At 62.0% G+C, this 25713-nt stretch carries 28 protein-coding genes; 9 read left to right on the top strand and 19 right to left on the bottom strand.

Going from position 1 to position 25713, the window contains the following annotated elements; genetic code table 11:
* Window positions 1-24: 24 nt before the first annotated feature.
* Entirely contained in the window at window positions 25-441 is a 417-nt protein-coding gene (locus tag VFB05_RS32015; RefSeq protein ID WP_325020238.1) for an FKBP-type peptidyl-prolyl cis-trans isomerase, read from the bottom strand.
* Between VFB05_RS32015 and VFB05_RS32010 the strand changes: the two genes are divergently transcribed.
* A complete protein-coding gene (locus VFB05_RS32010) occupies window positions 371-529 on the top strand; it encodes a hypothetical protein (RefSeq protein ID WP_325020242.1) in 159 nt (52 codons plus the stop codon). The genes VFB05_RS32015 and VFB05_RS32010 overlap by 71 nt on opposite strands.
* A 47-nt stretch (window positions 530-576) precedes the next feature.
* On the opposite strand, the gene ggt is transcribed toward VFB05_RS32010, so the two are convergent.
* Window positions 577-2160 carry a gamma-glutamyltransferase gene (gene ggt, locus VFB05_RS32005; protein WP_325020206.1) on the bottom strand — a complete coding sequence of 528 codons (1584 nt, stop codon included), beginning with the start codon at window positions 2158-2160 and terminating at the stop codon, window positions 577-579.
* A gap of 156 nt (window positions 2161-2316) precedes the next feature.
* Here ggt and VFB05_RS32000 point away from each other — a divergent pair, with 156 nt between their 5' ends.
* Entirely contained in the window at window positions 2317-3069 is a 753-nt protein-coding gene (locus VFB05_RS32000; protein WP_325020235.1) for a rhodanese-related sulfurtransferase, read from the top strand.
* Complete coding sequence (locus tag VFB05_RS31995; RefSeq protein WP_325020204.1) at window positions 3062-3277, top strand: SlyX family protein; 216 nt, start codon at window positions 3062-3064, stop codon at window positions 3275-3277. Before VFB05_RS32000 ends, VFB05_RS31995 begins: the two co-directional genes overlap by 8 nt.
* Before the next feature lie 32 nt (window positions 3278-3309).
* Here VFB05_RS31995 and VFB05_RS31990 read toward each other — a convergent pair whose 3' ends face one another.
* A complete protein-coding gene (locus tag VFB05_RS31990) occupies window positions 3310-3510 on the bottom strand; it encodes a hypothetical protein (protein ID WP_325020201.1) in 201 nt (66 codons plus the stop codon).
* A 321-nt stretch (window positions 3511-3831) separates the two neighbouring features.
* Between VFB05_RS31990 and hemE the strand changes: the two genes are divergently transcribed.
* On the top strand, window positions 3832-4863 hold the full coding sequence (gene hemE, locus VFB05_RS31985) for a uroporphyrinogen decarboxylase (protein ID WP_325020199.1): 1032 nt from the start codon (window positions 3832-3834) through the stop codon (window positions 4861-4863).
* 3 nt (window positions 4864-4866) lie between these two features.
* Here hemE and hemC read toward each other — a convergent pair whose 3' ends face one another.
* The 9 genes from hemC to VFB05_RS31940 all read right to left on the bottom strand — a co-directional run bounded on the left by hemC (window position 4867) and on the right by VFB05_RS31940 (window position 14651).
* The gene (gene hemC, locus VFB05_RS31980; protein WP_325020197.1) at window positions 4867-5841 is read right to left on the bottom strand and encodes a hydroxymethylbilane synthase; all 975 of its coding nucleotides are present in this window, start codon (window positions 5839-5841) and stop codon (window positions 4867-4869) included.
* A gap of 59 nt (window positions 5842-5900) precedes the next feature.
* On the bottom strand, window positions 5901-7526 hold the full coding sequence (locus tag VFB05_RS31975; RefSeq protein ID WP_325020195.1) for a choline dehydrogenase: 1626 nt from the start codon (window positions 7524-7526) through the stop codon (window positions 5901-5903).
* A 157-nt stretch (window positions 7527-7683) separates the two neighbouring features.
* Complete coding sequence (locus VFB05_RS31970; protein ID WP_325020193.1) at window positions 7684-8916, bottom strand: virginiamycin B lyase family protein; 1233 nt, start codon at window positions 8914-8916, stop codon at window positions 7684-7686.
* A 169-nt stretch (window positions 8917-9085) separates the two neighbouring features.
* Complete coding sequence (locus VFB05_RS31965; protein WP_325020191.1) at window positions 9086-9961, bottom strand: polysaccharide deacetylase family protein; 876 nt, start codon at window positions 9959-9961, stop codon at window positions 9086-9088.
* An 8-nt stretch (window positions 9962-9969) separates the two neighbouring features.
* On the bottom strand, window positions 9970-10734 hold the full coding sequence (locus tag VFB05_RS31960; protein ID WP_325020189.1) for an ABC transporter ATP-binding protein: 765 nt from the start codon (window positions 10732-10734) through the stop codon (window positions 9970-9972).
* A gap of 9 nt (window positions 10735-10743) precedes the next feature.
* Window positions 10744-11628 (bottom strand): ABC transporter permease, encoded by an 885-nt coding sequence (locus tag VFB05_RS31955; protein WP_325020187.1) that lies wholly within the window; start codon window positions 11626-11628, stop codon window positions 10744-10746.
* 51 nt (window positions 11629-11679) lie between these two features.
* Window positions 11680-12675, bottom strand: a complete 996-nt coding sequence (locus VFB05_RS31950) for an ABC transporter substrate-binding protein (protein WP_325020185.1) — start codon at window positions 12673-12675, stop codon at window positions 11680-11682.
* Between the two features lie 110 nt (window positions 12676-12785).
* Window positions 12786-14093: an amidase gene (locus tag VFB05_RS31945; protein WP_325020183.1), complete on the bottom strand. Its 1308-nt coding sequence runs from the start codon at window positions 14091-14093 to the stop codon at window positions 12786-12788.
* A gap of 69 nt (window positions 14094-14162) precedes the next feature.
* Window positions 14163-14651 carry a PaaI family thioesterase gene (locus VFB05_RS31940; protein WP_325020181.1) on the bottom strand — a complete coding sequence of 163 codons (489 nt, stop codon included), beginning with the start codon at window positions 14649-14651 and terminating at the stop codon, window positions 14163-14165.
* Between the two features lie 106 nt (window positions 14652-14757).
* On the opposite strand from VFB05_RS31940, the gene VFB05_RS31935 reads away from it, so the two are divergent.
* From VFB05_RS31935 to VFB05_RS31915, 5 genes are all read left to right on the top strand, one after another.
* The gene (locus VFB05_RS31935; protein WP_325020179.1) at window positions 14758-15387 is read left to right on the top strand and encodes a TetR/AcrR family transcriptional regulator; all 630 of its coding nucleotides are present in this window, start codon (window positions 14758-14760) and stop codon (window positions 15385-15387) included.
* Between the two features lie 176 nt (window positions 15388-15563).
* Complete coding sequence (locus VFB05_RS31930) at window positions 15564-16970, top strand: MFS transporter (RefSeq protein ID WP_325020233.1); 1407 nt, start codon at window positions 15564-15566, stop codon at window positions 16968-16970.
* Window positions 16971-17086: 116 nt separating this feature from the next.
* Window positions 17087-17392 carry a hypothetical protein gene (locus tag VFB05_RS31925; protein WP_325020177.1) on the top strand — a complete coding sequence of 102 codons (306 nt, stop codon included), beginning with the start codon at window positions 17087-17089 and terminating at the stop codon, window positions 17390-17392.
* Window positions 17393-17556: 164 nt separating this feature from the next.
* Window positions 17557-17862: a hypothetical protein gene (locus tag VFB05_RS31920; RefSeq protein WP_325020175.1), complete on the top strand. Its 306-nt coding sequence runs from the start codon at window positions 17557-17559 to the stop codon at window positions 17860-17862.
* Between the two features lie 139 nt (window positions 17863-18001).
* Window positions 18002-18922, top strand: a complete 921-nt coding sequence (locus VFB05_RS31915; RefSeq protein WP_325020173.1) for a helix-turn-helix transcriptional regulator — start codon at window positions 18002-18004, stop codon at window positions 18920-18922.
* Window positions 18923-18926: 4 nt separating this feature from the next.
* Here VFB05_RS31915 and VFB05_RS31910 read toward each other — a convergent pair whose 3' ends face one another.
* The 7 genes from VFB05_RS31910 to VFB05_RS31880 all read right to left on the bottom strand — a co-directional run bounded on the left by VFB05_RS31910 (window position 18927) and on the right by VFB05_RS31880 (window position 25573).
* Complete coding sequence (locus VFB05_RS31910; RefSeq protein ID WP_325020171.1) at window positions 18927-19619, bottom strand: orotate phosphoribosyltransferase; 693 nt, start codon at window positions 19617-19619, stop codon at window positions 18927-18929.
* Window positions 19616-20701 carry a dihydroorotase gene (pyrC, locus tag VFB05_RS31905; RefSeq protein WP_325020168.1) on the bottom strand — a complete coding sequence of 362 codons (1086 nt, stop codon included), beginning with the start codon at window positions 20699-20701 and terminating at the stop codon, window positions 19616-19618. Before pyrC ends, VFB05_RS31910 begins: the two co-directional genes overlap by 4 nt.
* Window positions 20698-21984, bottom strand: a complete 1287-nt coding sequence (locus tag VFB05_RS31900) for a Zn-dependent hydrolase (protein WP_325020166.1) — start codon at window positions 21982-21984, stop codon at window positions 20698-20700. Before VFB05_RS31900 ends, pyrC begins: the two co-directional genes overlap by 4 nt.
* A gap of 2 nt (window positions 21985-21986) precedes the next feature.
* The gene (locus VFB05_RS31895; RefSeq protein ID WP_325020164.1) at window positions 21987-22949 is read right to left on the bottom strand and encodes a dihydroorotate dehydrogenase; all 963 of its coding nucleotides are present in this window, start codon (window positions 22947-22949) and stop codon (window positions 21987-21989) included.
* Entirely contained in the window at window positions 22946-23815 is an 870-nt protein-coding gene (locus VFB05_RS31890; protein ID WP_325020162.1) for a dihydroorotate dehydrogenase electron transfer subunit, read from the bottom strand. The genes VFB05_RS31895 and VFB05_RS31890 overlap by 4 nt, the downstream gene beginning before the upstream one ends.
* 19 nt (window positions 23816-23834) lie before the next feature.
* Window positions 23835-25067: an MFS transporter gene (locus VFB05_RS31885; protein ID WP_325020160.1), complete on the bottom strand. Its 1233-nt coding sequence runs from the start codon at window positions 25065-25067 to the stop codon at window positions 23835-23837.
* Window positions 25068-25333: 266 nt separating this feature from the next.
* Entirely contained in the window at window positions 25334-25573 is a 240-nt protein-coding gene (locus VFB05_RS31880) for a hypothetical protein (RefSeq protein ID WP_325020158.1), read from the bottom strand.
* Window positions 25574-25713: the final 140 nt, after the last annotated feature.

The following is a 25713-nucleotide window of genomic DNA, read 5'->3' as shown; positions in this document are numbered from 1 at the left end:
GTCGCCACACTAGTCCTCAGCCCTTCACTTCACGCCGAGCAATTCGACGTCGAAAATCAGCGTCGCATTCGGCGGAATGACGCCGCCTGCGCCGCGCGCGCCATAGCCGAGCTCGGGTGGAATGATCAGGGTGCGCTTGCCGCCAACTTTCATCGAAGCGACGCCCTCATCCCAGCCGGCGATCACCTTGCGCTGTCCGACCGGGAATTCGAGCGGATCGTTGCGGTCGACGGAGGAATCGAACTTCTTGCCCTTCTGGCCATCCTGATAGAGCCAGCCGGTGTAGTGCACGACGCAGATCTGGCCGGGCTTCGGCGTGGGGCCGGTGCCGACCTTGGTGTCGATGATCTGGAGTCCTGAAGCAGTGGTCATGGCTTTTCCCGGTGTCTGCGCCATCGCCGTCGTCGGCAGCGTGATCGCCGATACGGTCAGAACGGCCAACGCAATGGCGGCGAAAGTGGAAAACATCGCTGACGAAAAACGGCGCATGTCGGCGTTACCTCTCAAGAACGATCGGGCGCCTGTCTAGCCCAACGTATCAGGCAAAACCAGCCTCGATCACGCGGAGCTGGTACCTCAATAGCCGAGCGCGCAGCCGTCCTTGCGGGGATCGGAACCGCCGGTCAGCGTGCCCTTGTCCCAGTCGATCCAGATCGCCTGACCGCCGCCGAGCGGCGGAATGATCTTGGTGGTCTGATGGCCAAGCTTCTGCAGCCCTGCGACGATGTCCGCCGGCACGCTGTCCTCGAGCTGATACACGCCCTCATAGTGCAGGCCGCGCGGCATATCGATCGCCTCCTGCACATCGCATCCGTAGTCCATGACGTTGGTGAGCAGGCGGGTCTGACCGACCGGCTGATACTGACCGCCCATGACGCCGTACGGCATGACCGCGCGGCCGTTCTTGGTCGCCAGCGCCGGCATGATCGTGTGCAGCGGGCGTTTACCCGGCGCGATGCAATTGGGATGACCGGGCTCGACGCGGAAGCCGGCGCCTCGATTCTGGAACAACACGCCGGTCTTGTTGGAGACGATGGCGGATGCCCAGGAATGGGCAACCGAGTTAATGAACGAGCAGACGTTGCGGTCCTTGTCCACCACCGTGATGTAGACAGTCGACGGGTTCATCGGTGGCGAGACCTTCGGCAGGTCCAGCATCCGGTCCATGCGGATCTTGCCGACATATTCGTCGGCGTAGCTCTTCAGAATACCGGCGACGTCAACGTTGGTGAAAGCAGGATCGGCGATGTTCTGCTCGCGCATCATATAGGCGACGCGCGCAGCTTCGGCTTCGAGATGGAAGCGCTCGATGCTCAAGGGTGCGAACTTCGTCAAATCGAAGTGCGACAGGATGTTCAGCATCACCAGCATGGTGATGCCCGGCCCGTTCGGCGGGCACTGCCAAACGTCGAGGCCTTTATACGTCGTGCCGATCGGCACGGTGGTTTCGGTCTTGTGATTGGCGAAGTCTTCCAGCGTGTGCAGACCGCCCGCGGCGCGAAGTGTCTCCACCATGTCCTCGGCGATCGCGCCCTTGTAGAAGGCATCGGGTCCGTCCTTGGCGATCGCCCGCAGCGTCTGGCCAAGCTCGACTTGCCTGATCACATCGCCGGCGACAGCCGCCTTGCCATGCGGCAGCAGATAGCGCTCGGTGTTGATGCCTTTCTTCAGCTTCTCAAAACCGTTCTTCCAGTCGAAGGCGATACGAGGCGCGACGACATAGCCTTCTTCGGCGGCCTTGATCGCCGGTTGGAACAAGGTGTCGAACCCGAACTTGCCGTGGTCGCGCAGGATCGTGGCCCAGAAGTCAATCGCACCGGGGATGGTGACCGCGTGTGCCGAGGTCAGCGGGATTGCGCGGATGTTGCGCTCGAGAAACCACTCTGCGGTCGCCGCCTTTGGCGCGCGGCCCGAGCCATTATAAGCAACGATCTTGCCTTCGCCTTTCGGCTGGATCAGCGCGAAGCCATCGCCGCCAATGCCGGTCGATTGCGGTTCGATCACCGCCAGCAGCGCCGAAGCCGCCACCGCCGCGTCCACCGCCGTCCCTCCGGCTTTCAGCACCTCGATAGCCGCGAGCGCCGCCTGTGGGTGGGATGTTGCAACCATGGCGTTCTGGGAATGGACCGTCGAACGGCCGGCGAAATGGAAATTCCTCATATGATTAAGGGCTCACTTTGTCGCTGATTTCCCTGATTTGCAGGGCCTGTTGCGGGGTTACTTGGCATATTCAATACCATCTGCGCAATGCTGGGGTGATGCATAAGTCACGGGTGACCCCTGCCCTTCGAGGGCACCTGCTGCTAGATGACCACAATGCCTACCAAGGTCGCCGCTTTTTACCAATTCGCATCCCTGCCGGACTTCCGCGATTTGCGCGAACCGCTGCGGGCGCTGTGCGGCGATTTGAAACTGAAAGGCAGCGTGCTTCTGGCACAGGAAGGGATCAACGGCACGGTGGCCGGCGAACCTGAAGCCATCGACCGGTTCGTCGCTGCGCTCCGCGATGGCGATCTTTTTGCCGGCCGGCTCGATCGTCTCGAGCTCAAGTTTTCGTCGGCGCTGGCGATGCCGTTCGGCCGGCTCAAGGTCCGCCTGAAGAAGGAGATCGTCACATTCGGCGATGCTGCGGCCGACCCGACGAAACGGGTCGGCACCTATGTCGAGCCGAAAGACTGGAACGACGTGATCGCCTCTCCCGGCACCATCCTGATCGATACGCGCAACGCGTTTGAAGTCGCAATCGGCACCTTCGACGGCGCGGTTGATCCCGCCATTACGAGCTTCGGGCAATTCAAGCAATTTGCCGCCCGCCATCTCGATCCGAAGCGGGACCGGAAAATCGCGATGTTCTGCACCGGCGGGATCCGCTGCGAAAAGGCCTCAAGCTACCTGCTCGCGCAGGGCTTTGCCGAGGTCTATCACCTCAAGGGCGGCATCCTGAACTATCTCGAGCACGTCGCGGAAGACGAAAGCCGCTGGCGCGGCGAATGCTTCGTCTTCGACGAGCGCGTTGCGCTCCGGCATGGCTTGCGCGAGCGGAATGGAGAGGATCAAGGCGATGACTGATCTGAAGACGCTCGGCGATCGCATCGACCGGCTGGAGTCGCGGCTGGCATTTCAGGACGACACCATCGAGGTGCTGAACAAGACCGTCACCGAGCAATGGGCGAAAATCGACGCACTGACGCGCCAGCTTGCCGTCTTAAGCGAGCGGTTACAGGAAGCCGAAAGCCAGATGCCGCGCCCGGCAAACGAGCCGCCGCCGCACTACTGAGCAGGTGACATGGTCTCGAAACACAGAGAGGACTAATCCGGCCGGTCCTTGTCGGCCTTCTCACGATGCGGTTTCGAAGGTGACGGCTGCACGGCGCTCGCCGGATCGGAGGCTGGAAAACTGTCGACCAGGCCTTCGTCGAGCTTCCGGTGCATGTCCTGATCGGCCGCGATGTCATCACTGGGCTTGGTCGCGTGCTTGTCATGCGGCGCCGGATTGAATTTCTCTTTCATGGCCGGTCTCCTGACAAAGTTAACGCGTCGAAAACAGCGGCGTTCCTGTTCCAAAAGGCACGCAAACAATCATCCGGCCGACAAACAAACTTGTTTTTCCGCGCCTTTCTTGGTGTATCAGGACACTAGAGCTCCGATTCCGAAGTTCGCAAGCTATCGCGGCAACCTCCGATGCGAGCTTCGGAGTCAATGGAGCTCTAGCAACTTGTTAATTCTAGTAGCGGCTTTTGAATTTGAAGTTCCTATAACGAACTTGCAGCTAAACTGATAGGAACTTCAAATTCACCGCGCTAGCCCCGTCGATCGTATCCGTGAACGCGTATGACAAAGCCTTTCCTCGAAGTGCTCTCCGGCCGAAAACAGGCCGTGCCGCCGATCTGGATGATGCGGCAGGCCGGACGGTACTTGCCGGAATATCGGCAGTTGCGGGCGAAGGCGGGCAGTTTTCTCGACCTGTGCTTCACGCCGGAATACGCCGCTGAGGTGACCCTTCAGCCGATCCGCCGCTTCGGCTTCGACGCCGCGATCATCTTTTCCGACATTCTCGTCATTCCCCATGCGCTCGGCCGCGCGGTGCGGTTCGAAGCCGGCGAAGGTCCGCGGCTCGATCCGCTGGATACGCCAGACAAAATCGCGACACTCGCCTCGCATGCCGACTTCACAAAGCTTGAGCCGGTGTTCGAAGCGGTGCGTCGCGTGAAGCGCGAGCTCAACGACAAAACCGCGCTGATCGGTTTCTGCGGCGCGCCCTGGACGGTCGCGACGTATATGGTGGCGGGCCAAGGCACGCCGGACCAGGCGCCGGCGCGGATGCTGGCCTATCAGCACCCGGACGCGTTCGAAAAAATCATCGACGCGCTGGTTGAGAATTCGATTCCTTACCTCGTCGGCCAGATCAAGGCCGGCGCCGATGCCGTGCAGATTTTCGACACCTGGGCCGGCGTGCTGCCGCCGCGCGAATTTGCCCGCTGGTCGATCGAGCCGACGCGCCGCATCGTCGCCGGCGTTCGCCAGCAGGTTCCTGATACCAGGATCATCGGCTTCCCTCGAGGCGCGGGGGCCTTGCTGCCGGATTATGTTGAAGCCACGACCGTTAATGGCGTCAGCATCGACTGGGCGGCCGAGCCGTCGTTGATCCGCGAGCGCGTGCAAAACCGCGTCGCCGTTCAGGGCAACCTCGACCCGCTGGCGTTGATCGCCGGGGGCGCTGCGCTCGATCGGGCGATCGATGACGTGCTGGAGAATTACGCTGGTGGCCGGCTGATCTTCAACCTCGGCCACGGCATTCTGCCGGAAACGCCGATCGCGCATGTCGAGCAGATGATCAAGCGCGTGCGGGCTTATAAAGCCTAGATTTTACTTCGGCCGGCTGCGCTCGATGATCTCGGTTGCGCCCTTGGCCAATAGTTCAAGACCAACCGCACGGCCAAGTTCGCGCGGCCGATCGGCGGGGCCTGACCGCGACACCTCGATGAAGCGCTGACCGTCTTCATCCAGGACCGACGCCGTCAACGACATCTGCTGGCCAGAGATCGTTGCAAATCCCGCGATCGGCGAATTGCAGTGACCGTTGAGCACCCACAGCACCTCGCGCTCGGCGTCAGCGCAGCGGCGGGCAGCGAGGTCGTCGATTCTAGCGAGAATACCTCTAGTCGCCCAATCCCCCGTCGCGCATTCAACCGCGACGATGCCCTGTCCCACCGCCGGCAGCATCTCGGCGCTGGAGAATTCGTAAGCGATGCGGTTCGAAAGTCCCACCCTTTCAAGACCTGAGCGCGCCATGATCAAGGCATCCGCGGGCCCGACCGCGCCACCATCCGCAAGGCGTTGTTTTTCCAGATTGTCGAGCTTGCGCACGCGGGTGTCGGCCGCGCCACGATAATGAATCACCTCGATCTCGGGAAACAACCGGCGCGCGTAGGCGGCGCGGCGCACCGCATTGGTGCCGATCTTGAAGCCCTTGCCGCGCGCGTTTCTCAATTGCTCGACTGAAAGCCCGGGCCGCAGCACCAGCACGTCACTCGCTGAATCGCGCGCGAGCGTGGCGCCGATCACCAGTCCCGGTGTATCTTCATTGCCCGGCATGTCCTTGAGCGAATGCATCGCGGCCTGCAACTCGCCGGCGCGGACGGCCTGGCGGATTTCGGCGACAAACGCCCCGCCCTTGCCGCCATGCGGCAACAGCTTGCCGGTCTGGTCGATATCGCCCGTGGTTTCGAACTTGACGATTTCGACATCGACATCAGGCGCGGCCGTTTTCAGACGGCGGGCAATTTCCTCCGTCTGGGCCAGGGCCATGGCGCTCTTGCGCGTGCCGATCCGCAGTCGCATCAAACCAAGCTCGTTCTTGTTGATCGAGCTGATGGAATAGCACCGCCGCAGCAGTATGACTAGCGCGCGTCCTGCAAGATCATGTCGGAAGCTTTTTCCGCGATCATGATCACCGGAGCGTTGGTATTGCCCGAAACAAGGTCCGGCATCACGGAGGCGTCGATGACGCGGAGGCCCTCGATGCCGCGTACGCGCAGCCGTTGATCGACAACCGCGAGCGGATCGTTCCCCATCCGGCAGGTCGAGGTCGGATGATAGATGGTGGTCCCGCGCGCGCGGCAATAGGCGAGCAGCGCCTCGTCGCTGGCGACCTTGTTGCCGGGATCGACCTCCTCGACAACGTATGGCTTGAGCGCCGGGGCATGCAAAATCTTCCGCAGGATCTTCAGGCCTTCGACATTGGTCGTGCGGTCGACTTCGCTCGCCAGATAATTGATCCGTATCTCCGGTGGCACGGCCGGATCGGCGCTCCTGATCTTGAGCGAACCGCGGCTTTCGGGCCGTAACTGACAGACCGATGCCGTAAAGCCGGAGAACGGATGCAGTTTTTCGCCCATCTTGTCGGTCGAAAACGGCAGGAAGTGAATCTGGACATCCGGCGTCGCCAGTCTCGGATTGGTCCTGAAGAACGCGCCTGACGTGCCGGCTGCGATCGTCAGCGGCCCGGTCCGGAACGCGGCATAGCGCAGTCCAGTCATCACCTTGCGGAAAGGATTGCTGACGATGTCATTCAGCGTGATCGCCTGCGAGCAGCGCATCACGATGCGGACTTGCATATGATCCTGCAGATCGTGACCGACGCCCGGCGCATCCAGCACGACCTCGATGCCGTGTTGCCGCAACAGGTCCGCTGGACCTAACCCTGAGAGCTGCAATAATTGCGGCGAGTTATAAGCCCCGCCCGACACCAGAATTTCCTTGCGCGCGCGGGCGGTTCGCGGAATGCCGGCGGCGCGATAGGTCACGCCAACGGCACGCTTTCCCTCGAACAAAATTCGCTCAGCCAGCGCCGAGGTCTCGACGTGCAGATTGTGGCGCGCCTTGGCCGGGCGAAGATAGGCGACCGCTGCGCTCGCGCGCCTTCCGCCGCGGGTCGTGGTCTGGAAAAAGCCTGCGCCTTCCTGCCGAGCGCCGTTGAAGTCGGGATTTCTGGGAATGCCGGCTTGAACTGCCGCATCGACGAACGCCGCCGAGAGCGGATCGGCGTGCCGCCAGTCCGAAACCGGCAAGGGACCGCCAGCGCCATGGAAATCGTCAGCGCCGCGTGTCTGATCCTCGGCCTTCTTGAAGTAAGGCAGAACGTCGTCGTAGCCCCAGCCGAGATTGCCGTGCTGGCGCCAGCGGTCGTAATCCTCGTGCTGGCCGCGAACATAAAGCAGGCCGTTGATCGAACTCGATCCGCCCAACACCTTGCCGCGCGGCTGAAAGATGTTGCGCCCGTTCAGGCCCGGCTCCGGCTCGGTCTGATACATCCAGTTGACGGCTTTTTCCTTGAACAGGCGGCCGTACCCAAGGGGAATATGAATCCATGGATTGCCGTCGCGCGGTCCCGCTTCAAGCAGCAGCACCGACGACTTGCCGTCGGCCGTCAGCCGATTGGCGAGTACGCATCCGGCCGATCCGGCGCCGACGACGATGTAGTCGAATTCGAGGTGATCAGAGCCTGACGCGCCTTTTTGATTCATGTTGTTTCTTCGCAGGATCGACACAAGAGAACTGAAGCAAGAGACGAGAATAACTTCACGCAACGACCAGTCAAACAAAAGAGCCGTCCGATCGCGATCCAGGATCGGGCGGCCCACCTCTAAGCAACACGCTTAGATAAAGGCGAAGCTGTGGGCACTACTTGATGTCGACCATTCCCACTTGATTGACGAGGCTGTTGGCCATCACCGGATTGCCGTTGGGCAGTACGGACATGTTGCGCACGATGTCACCGCCGCCGGGAATGGCCCAGCTCTGGAATTTTTCGCTCGCGGGATCGAAGCGGACGACCGTGTTCGGCTTGGCGTTGGATTCAACGTACCAGACCGCGCCCTTGGTGAAGACCATGCCATAGGGTTCGGACTTCGGCCCGCTCGGCGACGGCCACTCCTTCACGGCACCGGTCGCGAGATCAAGTTTGCCGAGATAGCCGCGCGCGAAGTCGGCGTACCACACGGCGCCATCTGGCCCGATCGCGAGACGCCGCGGCCGCGCGCCAGCGTCGGGCAGTGTGTATTCCTTGATCGCCATCGTTTCCGGATCGACCGTCGCGATCTTGTTGGTGCCGAACTCGACGACAACCGGTACACCCTTGTCGTTGATCAGAAGCCCGTAAGGACGCGACTTCGGCGTTGGCGAGGTCACAAGCTTGATGGCGCCGGTCGCCGGATCGAGGCGCCCGATCATATTCGCCTGCTGCACGGTGAACCAAAGAATGCCCTTCTGGTCGAAATTGAGCGTGTGCGGATCCTTTGCGTTCGGGTCTGGCAATGGATACTCGGTAACGATGCCGGTCTTCGGATCGAGCTTGCCGATCAATCCCGTCAGATTTCCGGTGAACCAGATGTTGCCGTCCTTGTCGTCGACCAGCCCGTGCGGACCGGTGAAAGGCGACTTCAGCGTGTACTCGCGGATGGCGCCGGTCTTCGGGTCGACCCGGCCGAGCTTGTTGGCCAGTTGCTCCGCCCACCAAACCGAACCGTCCCGCGCACCGAGCGGATCGTGCGGACGGGCGCCTTGCGTCGGCACGTCCCACATCTGGAGAGAAACCTTCGCCGGGCCATCGATGATGGCTGCCTCCGGGCGCTTGCGCTCCGGAAAACTCTTCATGAGATAGTCGGTCAGCCCGCCCCATTCGTCGGCGGGCACTGGCGCCTGCATGTTCTGCATCATGCGCACCACGGTGAGCCAGCCTTCGGGCGTATAGCCGGCGCGGACGCGGTTGATGTCGTGACAGATGTTGCAGGTGTCGACGAAGCGCTGCTTGCTCGGCCCCTCCGGCCATTCCTTTGCGGTGTATTGCGCATGCGCAATCGGCGTCCAAAGAGCGACCATCATCGACAGAACAAGTAATTTGCTGCGAACCATCATGCTCGGAATCCTTCTTGTCGCCGATCGAACGGCCGGGCTCGGCCTTGCGCCGCCAGCTAAGCTTCGGCCATTCGAGCCGTCAAGGCAGGAGCCGCCGATGAACTCGCGGCTAACAGACGCGTATTCGACAATGTGAAAAATTGGACGGTGTTCTGAGGCGCAAGCCGCGTCAGGGCGTTGGCTCGGCGGCCGCATACCAGTCCGCAAGCTGGCTGCCGGTGAAAAAGCCAACGTCAGGCGAAGTCGTCAGCAGATCGAGCATGCGCTCCAGTTCATGGATCCGATGTGGCACCGCTATCAGATGCGGATGTAGTCCGATTGCCAGCACGATGGCGCTGTCACGGCATTCCGTCTCGAACCTGCGCAGCGTGAATTCCAGACGTCGCGCCATCTCTCCGGTCGCGTGCCGTTCGATCGCGTAGATGATCGAGTCGTTGATCTCGAGGTTGTAGGGCATCGCGATCAGCGGCCCCTCGTTGGTACTCATCCATGCCGGCCGGTCGTCGATCACCCAGTCGCAGACGTAGTCGACGCCTAAGCGCTTCAGGATCTCGGGCGTATCGACGGTTTCGCGCAATCCCGGCGACAGCCAGCCGCGTGGCCGCCGACCGGTAAAGCTTTCGATCTTGTCGAGGCTGGCAGCGACGACCGCCTCCTCGCCGCCCTCGACATGGTTGATGGCCTTCTGGTGCATGCCGTGGCCGATGAATTCCCAGCCCGCCTCGCGCATCGCCTGGGCTGCCATCGGATACGCATCGATCACGCCCGCATTAAAGCTCGTGGAAGCCGGCAAGGACCGCGTTGCAAACGCCTTCAGGATGCGGGGCAGTCCCACGCGCATGCCGTAGTCGGCCCAGGAAAAGTTTGGCACATCGGGCACCGTCTCCTTGCCATGTGGCGGCGTGACGATCGTGCGCGGCATCGGCTGGTCGAATTGCCAGTTCTCGACGTTGACGACGAGGTGCACGAGAATTCTTTTTCGCTGCAGCGGCGGCAGCGGCGCGCGAGCCGACGAAAGCAAATAGGGAATACGCGGATTTGCCATTGGCAACCTCAAGCGGGAACGGCGCCGACCTTCATATCGGACATGATATGCGCCTTATAAGCGACGAAGTCGGTGCTGGTGAGGCTCGCGATCGAGCGCGGACGCGTCAGCGTGATCGGAATAGTGCGAATGATCCGGCCGGGCCGCGCCGACATCACGCAAATCCGATCCGACAGCAGGATTGCTTCGTCGATATCGTGGGTAACGAACAGCACCGTCGTGCCGAGCGATTGCCAGACATCGAGCAGCAATTGCTGCATCGATAGCCGCGTCTGCGCATCCAGCGCGCCGAACGGCTCGTCCATCAGAAGCGCCTTCGGAGACATCGCCAGCACGCGCGCTATGCCGACGCGCTGGCGCATGCCACCTGATAACTGCACCGGCAAGGCATCGGCAAAGGATTCCAGGCCGACCAGCTTCAGCAGGTTTCGCGATTTCGATTCGTAATCGGCGCGCGCAACGCCCTGCACCTGCGGCCCGAAAATCACGTTCTGCCAGACGGTGAGCCAGGGAAACAAAGCCGCTTCCTGAAAGACGACGCCGCGGTCTGGACCCGGCCGCGTCACGGTCTTGCCGTCAAACAAAAGTGTGCCCTCGGTCGTTTTCTCGAAGCCGGCGAGCAGATTGAGCAGCGTCGATTTTCCACAGCCGGAGGGGCCCAGCAACGCAACGAACTCGCCCTCCCCGATCGCGAGATTGATCCCTTCCAGCGCCCGCACCTCGGATTGGCCGGAGAAAGTCTTGGAAACGTTTTCGAAAGCGATCGTGCCCATTTCACGCCATCACGACTGGAACGATTGCAGGCGCCGCCATGCGAGCACCCATCGTTCGATCAACAGGATGACGCGGTCACTGATCAGGCCGAGCAGACCGATGGTCGCCATGTCGGCGATGACGACATCCATGCGTCCGACGTAATAGGCGTCCCACAGCACGTAACCGAGGCCGGATTTGACCGCGACCATTTCGGCGACGATGACGGCGGTCCAGGCGATGCCGAGCCCGATCCGCAACCCCGTAAAGATCGACGGCAATGACGCTGGCAATACGACGCGCCGCAGAATCGTCCAGCGTCCCGCGCCCATCATCATCGCGGCACGCACCAGATTGCGCTCGATGTCGCGCGCGCCCTGCGCGGTGTTGACCACGATCGGATAGAAGGCGCCGAGCGCAATCAGGAACACCGCGCCCATGTCGCGAATGCCGAATACGGCGATAGAAAACGGCAGCCACGCCGTGATTGGGATCGGCCGCAGCAGTTGAACAGTGGGATCGAGAGTGCCAGACGCGACCCTGTTCCAGCCGATCGCAAGTCCGACCGGCACCGCAACAACAATCGCGAGCAAAAATCCCTTGCCGACGCGCTCGGCGGAAAACAGCAAGTTGGCAAGCCAGGTGCCGCTATAGGGATTGAGACTGAGCCCGCTTGAGCCGAATGCCCACACTTTCCATGCTTGCCAGACCCGATCCGGCGTCGGCAACACGCCACCAAACAGCGAACCGCCGTTTCCGGCCCATTGCCAGAGCGCGATCACCATTACGGGAAGGACAACGGCGAGCAGGAGCTGCCGAAAATTCCCGCGGCCAGCGGGAGAAAGTATCAACGAGGCCAGACGGGAAGCCGACAATTCCTGCCTTGAAGCGACGGGTCCGGTCGAGATCGACATTGGCGCAATCCTTGCGACGCGGCGTGGTTCACCCCTCGCTCGTTTTCCCGCTCACTTGCCCAGCGCCTTCTCGACGAACGAGCCGTCCCAATGCGCATCGATCTCGCCGGAGACATCCTTCTGGATCACGCCGAGGTCGGCAAAGCCCTTGGCCTGGCGTTTGATCTGGTCAGGCGAGATCACTTCGCCAAGCTTGATGATCTTTGACGCCTGCGCCGCGACATCCGGCGCCATGCCGGAGAGCTGCGCGTAAGCGGCGGCAAAAGCGGCGGGCGATTTCGCGAGCTCCTCCTGCTTCTTGAGGTAGGCCCAAACAAAGCGCTCGATCGCGGCACGCTTGGCATCAATCGCCGTCTTCGTCGTCATGAACATGCCAAGCTCCGCGCCGACCGCCTTCGACGAACCGTATTCGAGCCCCTTGGCAAAATAGCCGTAGCCATCCATCACGGGGATGGATTCGAACGGCTCCCAGGTGACGAGGCCGTCGACCTCGCCCTTCTTCAAAGCCTGATCAAAATTGGCGCCACCGCCCTGAATGTTCACGGCCTCAAAGCTGTTATAGGGTATGCTGTTTTCGACCAGCGTCGCAGCAAACTGAAACCAGACCGCCGAGCCTGGCGCGATCGCGATCTTCTTGCCCTTCAGGTCGGCCCAGTTATCGAACTTCACGCCGTTGCGGCCGATCACGTATTTGGGCGATGAGCCGACGCCCATCAGCCCGACGACATTGGTCGATCCTTGCGCGAGCGAAATCGCCAGGTCCGCCGGCCCGACGGAGGCCGCATCGAGAGAGCCCGCAAGCAGAGCGGTGCGCGCATCGGCATAACGAACGAATTCGACCAGCTTGAGATTGACGCCGAGCTTGTTCAAATCGTCGGCGACGAGTATGACCGGCGCGAGATGGCCGACCTTCTGGTAGCCGACCGTCAGTTCGACCGGCTGCGGCAACGGCGCAGGCTCCGGTCCGATCGCGCGCGCCGGCAAAGGCAACGATCCAATCGTTGCGAGGATGAACCAAAGTCCAGCAAGCTGTCGCAATGTGCGCACGATCTGCCTCCGTTTCGTTCAGCCGATGCCTGTGGCGTTGCAGGCAAAGATTGCACCAATTCCCGCCCGTTACGCAATGTGCCCTGCCGCTTTGGCGACGATCGGGCGCATCATGGCTGGTCGGCGATCTCGGACGCGATCCCCGTCGGCACCCGGCCGTGCCAGTCGGTCCGGTCCTGCAACCTGATGGCGATCTGAAGCAGAAGCGCCTCACTCCCGGGACGCCCGATCAGTTGCAAGCCGACTGGCATTCCGCCGCTGTCAAAGCCGGCAGGAGCGGCCAATGCAGGGAGGCCCAAATAATTGACGAAGCGGGTGAAGCGGCTGAGCGCGTAAAGCACGCGCGGATTGAAATTCGCGGAAGCCGGGTCGACCTCTGTCACGCGCGGCGTTGCGATCGGCATCGCAGGCAGAATGGCGACGTCCGCCTCATCAAGAAAGGACAAGATAAATTGATCTCGAAGCTTTTCGCGCGCAGCCAGCGCAGAGCCAAGTTCGGTGTCTGAAATTGAAAGTCCCTTGTTCAAGCGCTTGCGCAAAGTGGCATCGACAGCAGGGTCGTCGATACGCGCGCGATGCTCCCGCGTCGCCTCGGCTTGCAGAACGGCCAGCGTTTGCCGATCCGCTTCTTCCGGAAAGCCAGATCTCTCCTCAACCATCATGCCGCTCTCGGCGAGCACACCGATGGCGCTGCGCACGATGGCCGCGATCTCGGCATCGGAGGAATCGAGCGCGTCCTGCAACACCACCGCGCGCGGCAGGTCTTTCGATACAGTCGACGGCTCGCCGGAAACCACGGGCCATAGCAACGCAAGATCGGCGGCGCTTCGTGCGAACATTCCAAAAGTGTCGAGTGAGGGCGCCAGCGACATCGCGCCGTCCAGGGAGATCCTGCCGTAGCCAGGTTTGAGCGCAGTGACGCCGCAGCAATGCGCGGGAATTCGCACGGAGCCCGCGGTGTCGGAACCGAGCGCAGCGAAACAGCAGCCGGAGGCGACGAGGATGGCGGACCCGGTCGAAGAGCCGCCGGGGATCGCATCGAACCGCCATGGATTGAGCGCACCGCGCCGGCCGATCCCGGAAGCTTCATAAGCGAGTTCCGTCATCGTCGCTGTGCCGAGCAGACTGGCGCCGGCCTCATCGAAGCGATCGACGACCGAGGCTCGCGGCGACGCCGGTGCCTGCGGTGTCATGCATCCCCATGACGGCCGGCTGCGTCCAGTCGCGAACATATCCTTGGCCACGTAAGGCAAGCCAGAGAGCGGGCCCTGACGCGGCGCTTCGGCGGGATGGATGTGCTCGACGGCATTGAGCCGCCGCCCGATGCCGGAGAACCGCCGCCGGCACTGTTCAAGCGCAGTAAGACGCTCGCTCGCGGAGAGCGAGCACCAGTCGGGAAAACGAGAAACCGAGGTCATGCACCCGGCTCTAGCATTTCTGCCCGGGCCGTTGAACCGGAGCTCCAGCGCTCGATCGTCCGGAGCTGCTCAGCCCACCATGCTGGTCGGTACGCGGGCAGCGACCCGATACGTAGACGTAATGTGAGCACACGGTTCCTGCTCGCCATGCGAGGTCAGCCAGCATTCGAGATAATGCAGCCGACCGCCGCGGCGAACGATCCGCGCCTCTGCGATCAGGTCGCGCGCCTTCGCCGGGCGCAGAAAGGTGATGTTGAGGTTCGCCATCACCGGAATAACGCCGGGTCCCATGGCGGCGATCACGCAGGCGTACATGGTTGTGTCCGCAAACCCCATGACCATCGGCCCCGAAAAGACCTGTCCCGCGCCGTCCTGCCAGGGTTCGGCGCCCATATACTCATGCCGGTAGGGAAGCCGGACGCGAATGGAGCCCGGCCCGATCTGCTCGACGGCTTCCCCGTGGTGATCGATCGGCGGCAGATTTCTGACGATCAACCCCTCGACTTGCAGGGGCGTGAGCGACGGCGAAGTACCCGCCGCATTTTCATGGCTACTCATGACGCTGTCCCGTTCCCGAACGCTGTGGAAAATTCCAGAGAATTCATCCTGCGCTTGCTGAAAATAACATTGTTATCTATAGAATACATCGTTACGGATAGAGTCAATGCCGGCTGCATCACGAACCTATCAACGGACCCTCGACCAGCATCGCCGGCAGGTGATCGTCAATGCGGCCCGCCGCGTGTTCGAAACATCCGGGCTGGAAGGAGCGTCGATCAGGGCGATCGCTCAAATGGCGGGATGCACGACAGGCGCGATCTACCCGCACTTTCCTTCCAAGGAAGAACTGTTTGCAGTCGTGCTGGGCGGGTCACTGTCGTCGATCACGGTCGAGGTCAGGCGCGCGATGAACAATGTCGTCCCGCCGGCCAAGGCTCTCAAGCGCGGGACGCTCGCGATCTACAAATACTACGACGCGCACCCATCTGATCTTGCCTTGGCGTTGGCCGTCTTTAACGTGGAGCGCAAGGCGAAACTCGGTCGCGGACTCGATGAGGCGCTCAAGCGGCAATTCGACGCTCTGCTCGAACAACTGGCCGAACAGGTTGGCAAGATTGCGAAGAAGCCGTTTCGACCGATGGTCCGCATCGAAGCGGCGGCACTGGTCACCTATCTCGTTGGGCTGCTGGTCCTCAAGCACGGCGGGCGAATTGACACGATAGGGAACACCGCGCCGGTTCTGCTGGCCCATTACACCAGGAATATGGTCGCGCGCCTGAGCGGCGCATCGTGATGCGCGCAAGACGGAAGCATCTCACGTCCGAAATCCAGTGCCTGGTTCAAGAATGTTAACCCGCCTCTCGGAACTCCCGGCATATGCAAGCGTCAACCGTCTGGTATCTTGGCCAGGACACCTGCATTCGATACCACAAGGTCCATCGCGACGTGACGCCAGCGCCAGCAGCGCCAATCCATTCCGTAGACGGCCTGCCGCAGCCGCAGCGCGGCTGGGCGATCGTCACGATCGCGATCGGCCTGGTCATGGCGGTGATGGACGGCGCGATCGCCAATGTCGCGCTGCCGACCATCGCGCGCGACCTTCATGCGAGCCCGGCCTTTTCGATCTGGATCGTCAACGGCTATCAACTCGCGATCACCATCTCGCTGCTGCCGCTGGCCTCGCTCGGCGAAATTATCGGCTATCGTCGGGTCTACATTGCCGGATTGGTCCTGTTCACGATCGCGTCGCTGTTTTGCGTGCTTGCGCACACGCTTGTCCTGCTGACAGCGGCCCGCATCCTGCAAGGATTTGGCGCGGCGGGGATCATGGCCGTTAACATGGCGCTGGTCCGGCACATCTATCCACGCGCGATGCTTGGGCGGGGGATAGGCATCAATGCCATGGTTGTTGCGGTGTCTGCGGCCGTCGGGCCGACAATTGCATCGGGAATTCTGGCGGTCGGGTCGTGGCCATATTTGTTTGCAATCAACATTCCGCTCGGCCTCGCCGCGTTTGTGATCGGCAGCAAATATCTGCCGTATACGAAGCCTGCCGGTCATGACTTCGACTGGAAGAGTGCGGCGCTGAGCGCGGTCACATTCGGTCTGGGTCTTGCTGCGATCGACAGCGTCGGCCACGGCGAAGATGTCGTGATTGCGCTTGCCGAGTTGGGTGCCGCGATCATCGCGGGTTTTCTTTTGGTGCGGGCGCAAAAGCACGTCACCTCGCCGCTGCTGCCGCTGGACCTGCTGCGCATTCCGATCTTCTCACTCTCGATCGCGACTTCGATCGCATCCTTCTGCGGACAGATGCTGGCCTTCGTCGCACTGCCCTTTTATCTCGAAAGCCGTTTTGGCTATTCGGCGGTCGAGATCGGTTTGTTGATCACGCCCTGGCCGATCGCGATCGTTTTTGCCGCCCCCCTCGCTGGACGGCTCGTGGAGCGCTATCCGGCCGGCCTTCTCGGCGGAATTGGGCTCGTGCTGTTTGCGCTCGGCCTCGGCGCTCTCGCGTGGTTGCCGCTCCATCCCTCGCTGTTCGACGTGGCGTGGCGGATGGCGGTCGCCGGCGCAGGCTTCGGCCTGTTCCAGACCCCGAACAACCGCACCATGATCGCAGCCGCCCCGCGCCAACGCTCGGGCGGCGCCAGCGGCATGCTCGGGACGGCGCGTCTGCTCGGCCAGACAATTGGCGCATCGCTGGTGTCACTCTTGCTCGCCCGCTTCCCGCAGGAAGGGACGCGGCTCGCGCTGTTCGCAGGCGTCGGCTTCGCAGTGGCGGGCGCGGTCTTGAGTATGCTGCGATTGTCGGACGCCGGCGCGAAGGGCGCCGAGCAGGTCCGGGTTCAGGAGGATCAGCGGCTGAAGGGCGAATAGCGGCGGTTTGGCAGCCCTGTACAAATTTGTAAATTTGTCTCAAATTTTGTTGCAAGGCTGTCTTCGGGCTGCTACAAACAATCGCTTTCTTCACGCCTCGAACAGGAGAAAGCATCATGGCCGAACTCACCGACTGGCTGTCACAGCAGCATCACGGGCTGAAGACCTACAAGGCCTTCAGGCAGACTCTGCTGGACCGCGTCTCCTCGGACGCTCAGCATCGCGCGCTCTACCGCCTGCTCGCCGGACTGACAGACGAATATATCGCCCGCTACGACGCCGAGGCCGTTCCGGTCGAGGTCGCCGAAGAGACCTACCGGCATTTGCTCGAGATCGTCGCTCAGGCGGAGAAAGCGTTAGCGGCGCCAGCGCAGCAGCAGATTCAGATTTTGAATGAACTGGCAGCCGCCCGGCTCGTGTAACGCTTTAACGACATGCGCCGGGTTCGAAACCGGCGCGCCGCGTCGGTATACGAGACCGAACCGCCGCACGTCTCCGCACCGCCGGGCTTCATAAAAAGCTTGCGTTAACAGGTATTTCGCGATAGAAGTGGTTGTTTCTTCTCGCGTACCGACGAGGAAACAACATGGTTGAGTTGCATAGCTGGCTCTCGCACCAGCATCCAGGTCTCAAGACCTACGTCACCCTTCAGCAAAAGACGGACGCATTGGCTGAGACCGATGCGGAGCATCGTGCGGTCTACCGGCTGTTGTCCTCGATGCTTGATCCCTTCATCGCTTCGTTCGACGAGGAGCCGCTTCCCGCAGGCGTAGCGGAGAGCACATTTCAGCGGCTGCTGTCTGTCGTCCGCGACGCCGAGAGCGCAATCGCGCTTGCTCCGGATCAACAGATCCGCGCGCTGAACCAGATCGCATCCGTCGAGCTGGTCTGAGTCCGTCAAATACCGCCGAACGTTTTCCGGTGATGTGGCCGGGAGCCGGCATTTAGGGCTTTCCTGGGCGCCGAAAATCATGTACGCCTCTGTCTCAAATATGAGACAAATGAGATCACGCACGGGATCAGAGGCAAAAATGAGCGCCACGAATAACCGCTTTGCCGAGATCGGTGAAAGGCTGCGCGCTTACCGGATGGGCCGAGGCCTCGCGGCGGAACAGGTCGCCGAACGTCTCGGGGTGTCGCGCGCCGCGGTCTATCGCATCGAGGCCGGCGAGGTCGTCAAGATCGAGACGCTCGATCGGCTCGCCAGCGTTCTGGAAACTTCAGTCGGCTCGCTGCTCGGCCTCGGCGTCGAATACTACGCCAACGCCGTCAGCTACTTCGAGCGGATGCGGCAGATCGAAGAAAAGTCCGAACAGGTCATCGCGCATTTTCCGCCCCTCTCCTACCTCCTGACGTCGGATGACTACGGACGCCAGCTCAAGCAGACGCTGATCGAGGCCGCCCCCTCCTATGCCGATGACGGCAAGGACTACGAAACCGAGATCGACACGATCATCGCGGTGCTCGACGAGCGCAAGCATGCGCGTGATCGCCGCCACTTGAGCGTCGTCAACTTCGTCAACATGCCGGAGATCGAACGCTGGCTGAAACTCGGCCTGGTCGGCCGCTTCGACCTGCCCGCAAACGAGATCGTCGAGCGGCGCCTCGCCGCACGCGCCGAGGTCGAGCATCTGATCAAGCTGATCGAACAGGAACCGATGGGCATCCAGATCGGCCTGATCGAGGAGCCGCTGCCCAACATCACTTTCCAGCTGTTTCGTACATCCGAGCGCACGCTGCTGGGCCTCAGCCCATTCCGGCTCGGCGGTGAACTGCCAAATATCCGCACTGGCGTCGCGATGCTGACGGCCGATGAAGAACCGGTACGACTCTACGAGCGGCTGGTCGAGAAACTATGGCGGCGCGCCCATAAGGGACGCGAGGCGGCCCATCAGCTTCGCATGATCCTGGAGCGGTCAGCGATGCGATCGCCCACGCGAAAGGCCTCTTAGCTCTTTAGCTCCGAGCCGACAACTTCGAGCGCCCACCGTGCCGCGTCGACCAGGCGACCGGATCGGCGAGAAAGCGCTCGACCTCGGCGCGGTCCTGCGGCGAAATCTGACTTGCCGCCGGCGAACGCAGGATGTCGGCCCAGGTGGCGAGCGGATGCAGCGTGAGGCCAGCCTGCGCGAGCCGCTCGGCCGCACCGGGAAAGACGTCATGATAGAAGATCGTCAGCGCATGCTCGACCAAGGCGCCTGCGGCGCGCAAGCCCCGCGCGAAGTTGAGCTTGCTGCCGCCGTCGGTAGTGAGGTCGTCGACCAGCAATACCTTGAGCCCGTCGACATCGCCGCCCTCGACCTGCGCGTTGCGGCCGATGCCGAGCGGACGCTTGCGCACATAGCGCATTCGCACATTGAGCTTGTCGGCAAGCCAGGCGGCAAAGGGAATGCCGGCGGTCTCTGCGCCGGCGACGGCATCGATCGAGGCTTTCGGCAGCACCGCGGACACATAGCGGACAGCGAGTTGCGTGACCGCTTGCCGTAACGCGGGATCGCCAAGGATGACGCGTACGTCGACATAGACCGGGCTTGCCCAACCCGCCGCGAGAATAAAAGGCTGCTGCCGGCTGACATGGATGGCGCCGCCTTCGAACAACAGCCGTGCAACTTCGCCGCCGATCTCCTGCCTGATCGCTTGATCGTTCATGGCGATACCTCTCCGACCGACCATGGCAGCGTCTGCCCGCCCTGGAAGACGACGACGTCGGTGTCCTCCACCGCGACCGCCGCCATCACGGGTGACTCCCGCCGCTCCAGCGTGATCGTGCCGCGATTGAGCTCGAGGCCGTAGAACTTCGCACCGTTGACCGACGCAAAGGCCTCGAAACGGTCGAGCGCGCTCTCCTCGTCGAAGACCTGCACATAGGTTTGCAGCGCCGTGGCGCCGCCGAACACGCCGGCCGAACAGCATTCGGCTTCCTTGGCGGTGCGGCGATGCGGCGCGGTGTCGGTACCTATGAAGAAGCATGCGTCGCCTGATGTCACGGCCTTGCGCAGAGCAAGACGATGGTGTTCGCGCTTGGCGACAGGCAGACAATAAAGATGCGGACGAAGGCCGCCCTGAAACAATGACGTGCGATTGATGACGAGGTGATGCGGCGTGATCGTTCCAGCCGTGTTTGAGCGATGGGCGCGCACGATATCGGCGGTCTCCGCCGTCGTGACGTGCTCGATCACGACCTTCAGGCCTTCATGCCGCTTGCGCATCGGCAGCAGGCTCTGTTCCATGAACACGGCTTCGCGGTCAAAGATGTCGACGGCCGGATCGGTCGCTTCGCCATGGATCAAGACCGGCATGCCGATCTCTTCCATCCGCGCCAGCACAGGGGCGAGCGCCGGAATATCCGTCACGCCGTGATGCGCATTGGTGGTGGCGCCGGCGGGATACAGTTTGGCGGCGAACCAGACGCGATCCTTGAACCCGCGTTCGATCTCGTCCGGCGAGGTCACATCCGTCAGGTAACAGGTCATCAGCGGCTGGAAGTCGGAGGTCGCCGCGCGCGCTGCGAGAATTCGCTCGCGGTAGGCTTTTGCGGCGGCAACCGTCGTGACCGGCGGCACCAGATTGGGCATGATAATGCCGCGGGCAAATTGCGCCGCCGTGAACGGAAGCACCGCACTCAGCATCGCGCCATCGCGCAGATGAACGTGAAAGTCATCCGGCCGGCGGATCGTGATGCTGTCGACGCGCTTGGGCGCCGCCTTTTCGAACAGTTCGGTCACGCTCATTGGACAGCCTCTTCGATCCCGGCCCGCATTACCGCGATTCCCGCGACGAAATCATCCAGATTCATCGCCTCTTTCGGATTATGCGAGCCATTTTCGTTGCGCACAAATATCATGGCGCTGGGGATTCCGGCATTTGCAAAGACCGCCGCATCATGCCCTGCGCCGCTGGGGATTTCCTCATCGGGCAGGCCAAGCGCTTGCGCGGACTTCCGGAGGCGCCGCACCCAGTCCGAATCCATGGTCGCCGGCGCCGATTCCAGCCGGCGGTCGAAGGAGAACTCCACGCCGCGCTCTTCGGCAATGAGATTACACTCGGAACGGAACAGATCGTAGAAGCCTTCGAGCGTCTCCCTGCTCTGGCTGCGCACCTCGAAAGAAAACGACACTTTTCCTGGAATGCGGGCGATCGCATGCTCGGCGGGGTCGGTTCCGAAAACGCCTGACGTCACGACCACGTCGCGCCCGCGCTCCAAGAGCGTCCGCCAATGACGATCAAGATGCGTCATCAGTTCGGCGACCGCAAACACGGCATCGTGCCGCAGCCAGCGCGGCACGGCGCCGGAATGCCCGGCCTCGCCGAGGCATTCGACCGTTCGATGCCGCACGTTGCCGCGAATCCCGGTGACGATGCCGACCGGAAGCTCACGCGCAACCAGCACTGGACCTTGCTCGATATGAAGCTCGACCCAGGCCGCGACGCGCCTCGCGTCGAGCAGCGCCTCGCCCTTTTCGATCCGCGCCACGTCGGCGCCAACCGACCCCATGCAGTCACCGAGCGAACGGCCGTCTCGATCCTTCACATTCAGGTCTTCCGGCGTGAGTTTTCCGAACAGCGCCAGCGAACCCATATAGGCCTTGCCGAAATGCGAGCTCTCCTCACCACGCAGACCGAACAGCTTGATCGTTCGGCGCGGCGTGATCCTGTCACGCTTTAGACGCGCGAGCACGGCGAGGCCGGCGACCACGCCTGCCGCGCCGTCGAAATTGCCGCCCTGCGGCACCGAATCGAGGTGCGAGCCGCAGGCGAGAAAAGGCAAATCCGGTTCGGTGCCTGGAAGCGTCACGACAAGATTGGCGCCGCCATCGCGCGCCGTCTCAAGGCCATACTCACGCGCTTTGGCTTCGACGATGTCGAGCGCCAACGATTCTTTCGCAGTGTAACTTTCGCGTGTAACGCCGACGCCGTCGAATGACGCCGCGCGAAGGGCGTCGAACAACTGAGCGGCCAATGCACGATCATCGGCGTCGTCGATGAAAACGTTGCGGTTCTGAGTATCTTGCATGGTCATGTCGGCGGACTGAGCCAGGCGAGATCCTGATCGTCGGCCTCCTCGATCACAACGCCATGAACGAGATCGGTCACGCTGCGTATCTCGCGTTGCAGACAGAAGATCTCGATGCCGTCGATGATGCTGACCATCGCCGCCGGCTGCACGAAGGTCGCCGTGCCGACCTGCACGGCGGTCGCGCCGGCCAGCATGTACTCGATCGCATCTTCAGCCGAAGAAATGCCGCCGCAGCCGATGATCGGAATCTTCACGGCTTTGGCGCACTGAAACACCTGGCGCACCACGATCGGCTTGATGGCGGGGCCCGACAGGCCGCCCATGATATTACCGAGGCACGGCTTGAAGGTTTTCAGATCGATCGCCATCGACAGGAATGTGTTGGCGACAACGACCGCATCCGAGCCGGCCCCCTCCGTCGCGCGCGCCACTTCGGCAATATCGCCGGTGTTGGGCGTGAGTTTGACCCACAGCGGCAACTTGGTCGCCGCGCGCAATTGACGGGTGACTTTTTCCGCCGATTCCGCGCGCATCGCAAAGGCCTTGCCGTCCTCCTCGATGTTTGGACAGGAGATATTCGCTTCGATCGCCGAAACCCCCGGCAGCGAAAGCTCGGCCGCAAGACTGGCAAATCCCTCCGCCGTTGGCGCCGAAATGCTGACGACGAGCGGCGATTCGTAAGCGGCATATTGCGGGATGATCTTCTCGATGAAATGCGGCACGCCCTTGGAGGGAATCCCGATCGCGTTGATCAAGCTGCCCGGCCGCTCGACGACGCGTGGCAATGGATTGCCGGCGCGCAATTCACGCGTGACCGTCTTGGTCACGAAGGCGCCAAGGCGGTTGAAGTCGATCACCTTGTCGAGGCCTTCGGCAAAGGTGCCAGACGCGGGCATCACCGGGTTGCGCAGCTTGAGACCTCCGACATTGACCGAGAGATCGATGGAGAACGGCTTGATCATGGCAGCGCCTCCAACAGGTCGAACACGGGTCCGTCCCAACAAACCCTGCGGTTGACGATTTCGCCGCCGACATTGAAGTCGCGCACACAGCAGTAACAAAGCCCGATGCCGCAGGCCATTTGCTGCTCCATCGCGACTTGCCCGGGCAGGCCGAATTCGATCGCGAGCCGCTGCTGCACGCGCATCAGGCGGCACGAACCGCAGGTGAAGTACGCGTCGCACTTTCCTGCCGCGATCAGGCCACGCAGGATACGCTCGACGTTGCCTGGTCCGCTGGTCTGTTCGGAATCCGTGACCGGCACGACGTCGGCGCCGTGGTTCTTGAAGAGATCAACGGAGACCAATAACTCAGGCCGCCGCGCGCTGAAGATCGCGGTGACCTTGGTGCCGTTTGCTCTGGCGGCTTTGGCGAGCGGCGCAAGGGTGGCAAGGCCCGCGCCGCGTCCAACCGCCACGATGTGCCGCCATTTTGGGTCGAGCGTGAAGCCTTTGCCCAACGGCCCCATGATGTCGAGCTTGCCGCCAACCTGGATCAGATCCAGTCCGCGCGTGCCCGCGCCCGTCACCTTGTATAGGAATTCGACCTGACGTTTCACCGGATCGGCGCCATAAAGAGACATCGGACGCCGCAGGAAGGGCTGCTCGCCTGCCGGATGCGGGCAAAGCAGTTGAAAGAATTGCCCTGGCTGCGCCGAGGCCGCGACCTCGCTGCAATCAACAACGAGATGGCGATACTCGGCGTTGACGGCCGTGTTGGCGACGACCCTGGCGACCTCGGCGACGATGCTCGGCTTCCAGGACGCCTGGCCGGATGCAGACGGCGTTGCCGCCGGCTGCATCGCCAAGGATGGACTGTCTAATGACATGACCGCCTCTGTTCACTTGTCAGGTCAACTGCGCGCCGCGGCGCTCGGGGATCAGGAGCCACATCGCGAAGATGTCGAGCACGTAAAGCGCGGCAAGCCCCGCAATGGCCGTTTCGAACGAATAAGCGGACGCGATCGCACCGACCACGACCGGACCGAATCCGCCGACGCCACGGCCAATATTGAACAGCACGTTCTGCGCGGTGGCGCGGGCTGCGGTCGGAAACAGTTCGCTGATCAATGCGCCATAGCCACCCAGCATGCCGTTGACGAAGAAGCCCATGACCGCGCCGACGACGAGCAATTGGATCGGGTCGGTCAGACGCGAATAGACCATCACCATAACGGCCGCGCCCAGCATGTAGGCAAAGAACGCCGGCCGGCGGCCGATGCGATCGGCAATATGGCCGAACATGAAGATGCCTAGCGCCATGCCGGCGAGTGTGACACAGGTCCACATCGCTGACTGCGTCAACGCGAAGCCGAAACGGGTCGACAGATAGTTCGGCAGCCAGATCATCACGCCGTAGTAGCCGAAGTTCTGCACCGAACAGAGGATGACCATGCCGAGGCTGAGCTTGGCGGTTTCGCTGTCTTTCACCAGAAGATGCAGCGCCGACTCCTTTGGATGGTCTTTCGACTTCGCTACAAAGACTTCGGGTTCATGCAGCGAGGCGCGGATGAAATAGGCCGCGACCGCCGGGAACACGCCGAGCGCGAACATGCCGCGCCATCCGATCACGGGCAGCAACAAAGGCGTTGCAATAGCCGCGACAAGCACGCCGATCTGCCAACCAAGACCGACATAAGAAGATGCGCGGGCGCGCTTTGCGGCCGGCCAGGCTTCGGCCACCAACGCCATGCCGATCCCGAATTCGCCGCCAAGGCCAACGCCGGCGATGGTGCGGTAGATCAGGAGATCCCAATAACCGCGTGCAAACGCACAAAGCCCGGTGAACACCGCGAACACGACGATCGTCCAGGTGAGGACGCGCACGCGGCCGAGCCGATCGGACAACATACCGAAACCGATGCCGCCGATCACAGCCCCGATCAGTGTCGCCGTCACCAGCGAAGCCGACTGCGCCTGCGAAAGTCCGAGGTCGCCGGCGATCGTTCGCAGCATGAAGCCGAGAATGAGAAGATCGAATCCGTCCATGGCATAGCCAAGCGCGGAGCCAATCAGCGCCTTCCATGCATTTCTGTCGACAGTGGTCGGAACATGCTCAATGCTGTCTGCCGCAACACTCATTTTGACACCCCTCCTCCGTTGAAATCCCCAACGGAAGGAGCTTGTCATGATCTTGTATCAATTACAATACTAATCTCAAAAATTATACAATATGAAAATAAGATATTGGAAATACTAATTTTTATTCTGTCTCATTAAATGGATTTTGGTTCGCTACACGGCGCGGACACCGCCGCGCGCGCGATCAACAGCCTCGGCAAATATTCTTGATCTTTGCGTCGATCCTGGCGTCTTCGGCCCGAATTTTGGGATCGACACTCTGGCTGTCACTTGGTTCCATATTGGCTCCCGCTACCCAAGACATCGGATGAGTTCGCTGTTCCCAACGCGTTGGTGCCGGGCGGCGAGATATGGGCCTCGTCGGAGGCAATGCCGGTCGTCGTCTGGGCGCACGCGTTGCCGCCATGAGCGCCGCTTCCTCCGCTGGTCTGGGCGAGCGCACAGGGCGGATAAAGCAGCGTGGCCACCATCACCATCCTGACAAGAGCCGGTTTTCTTTTTTGCATGAGGCCTTTCTCCCGGCATTGGCGCAGCCTCTCAGGCGAACCGGCGCCTTTGCAAATCCAACGAAGAGGCAAGAATCCTGATTCCACGAGCAGCGGATCACCTCGCAGCGATCCGCATACGTCCAGATCTCGCTTGGACC

Source organism: Bradyrhizobium sp., assembly GCF_035652035.1.
Classification (GTDB): Bacteria; Pseudomonadota; Alphaproteobacteria; order Rhizobiales; family Xanthobacteraceae; genus Bradyrhizobium.
This window is presented reverse-complemented; position numbering and strand designations above follow the sequence as displayed.

Bases quoted from the DNA above. Each gene is read 5' to 3' on its own strand.
- VFB05_RS31895 (WP_325020164.1), bottom strand. From the start codon at position 22,949: ATGATCAAGCCGTTCTCCATCGATCTCTCGGTCAATGTCGGAGGTCTC.
- VFB05_RS31910 (WP_325020171.1), bottom strand. From the start codon at position 19,619: ATGAACGATCAAGCGATCAGGCAGGAGATCGGCGGCGAAGTTGCACGG.
- VFB05_RS31935 (WP_325020179.1), top strand. From the start codon at position 14,758: ATGCCGGCTGCATCACGAACCTATCAACGGACCCTCGACCAGCATCGC.
- hemE (WP_325020199.1), top strand. From the start codon at position 3,832: ATGACAAAGCCTTTCCTCGAAGTGCTCTCCGGCCGAAAACAGGCCGTG.
- VFB05_RS31920 (WP_325020175.1), top strand. From the start codon at position 17,557: ATGGTTGAGTTGCATAGCTGGCTCTCGCACCAGCATCCAGGTCTCAAG.
- VFB05_RS31890 (WP_325020162.1), bottom strand. From the start codon at position 23,815: ATGTCATTAGACAGTCCATCCTTGGCGATGCAGCCGGCGGCAACGCCG.
- VFB05_RS31925 (WP_325020177.1), top strand. From the start codon at position 17,087: ATGGCCGAACTCACCGACTGGCTGTCACAGCAGCATCACGGGCTGAAG.
- VFB05_RS32010 (WP_325020242.1), top strand. From the start codon at position 371: ATGGCTTTTCCCGGTGTCTGCGCCATCGCCGTCGTCGGCAGCGTGATC.
- hemC (WP_325020197.1), bottom strand. From the start codon at position 5,841: ATGCGACTGCGGATCGGCACGCGCAAGAGCGCCATGGCCCTGGCCCAG.
- VFB05_RS31940 (WP_325020181.1), bottom strand. From the start codon at position 14,651: ATGAGTAGCCATGAAAATGCGGCGGGTACTTCGCCGTCGCTCACGCCC.
- VFB05_RS31990 (WP_325020201.1), bottom strand. From the start codon at position 3,510: ATGAAAGAGAAATTCAATCCGGCGCCGCATGACAAGCACGCGACCAAG.
- VFB05_RS31965 (WP_325020191.1), bottom strand. From the start codon at position 9,961: ATGGCAAATCCGCGTATTCCCTATTTGCTTTCGTCGGCTCGCGCGCCG.
- VFB05_RS31955 (WP_325020187.1), bottom strand. From the start codon at position 11,628: ATGTCGATCTCGACCGGACCCGTCGCTTCAAGGCAGGAATTGTCGGCT.
- VFB05_RS31960 (WP_325020189.1), bottom strand. From the start codon at position 10,734: ATGGGCACGATCGCTTTCGAAAACGTTTCCAAGACTTTCTCCGGCCAA.
- VFB05_RS32000 (WP_325020235.1), top strand. From the start codon at position 2,317: ATGCCTACCAAGGTCGCCGCTTTTTACCAATTCGCATCCCTGCCGGAC.
- VFB05_RS31975 (WP_325020195.1), bottom strand. From the start codon at position 7,526: ATGAATCAAAAAGGCGCGTCAGGCTCTGATCACCTCGAATTCGACTAC.
- VFB05_RS31880 (WP_325020158.1), bottom strand. From the start codon at position 25,573: ATGCAAAAAAGAAAACCGGCTCTTGTCAGGATGGTGATGGTGGCCACG.
- VFB05_RS31995 (WP_325020204.1), top strand. From the start codon at position 3,062: ATGACTGATCTGAAGACGCTCGGCGATCGCATCGACCGGCTGGAGTCG.
- VFB05_RS31945 (WP_325020183.1), bottom strand. From the start codon at position 14,093: ATGACCTCGGTTTCTCGTTTTCCCGACTGGTGCTCGCTCTCCGCGAGC.
- VFB05_RS31900 (WP_325020166.1), bottom strand. From the start codon at position 21,984: ATGCAAGATACTCAGAACCGCAACGTTTTCATCGACGACGCCGATGAT.
- ggt (WP_325020206.1), bottom strand. From the start codon at position 2,160: ATGAGGAATTTCCATTTCGCCGGCCGTTCGACGGTCCATTCCCAGAAC.
- VFB05_RS31970 (WP_325020193.1), bottom strand. From the start codon at position 8,916: ATGATGGTTCGCAGCAAATTACTTGTTCTGTCGATGATGGTCGCTCTT.
- VFB05_RS31915 (WP_325020173.1), top strand. From the start codon at position 18,002: ATGAGCGCCACGAATAACCGCTTTGCCGAGATCGGTGAAAGGCTGCGC.
- pyrC (WP_325020168.1), bottom strand. From the start codon at position 20,701: ATGAGCGTGACCGAACTGTTCGAAAAGGCGGCGCCCAAGCGCGTCGAC.
- VFB05_RS31885 (WP_325020160.1), bottom strand. From the start codon at position 25,067: ATGAGTGTTGCGGCAGACAGCATTGAGCATGTTCCGACCACTGTCGAC.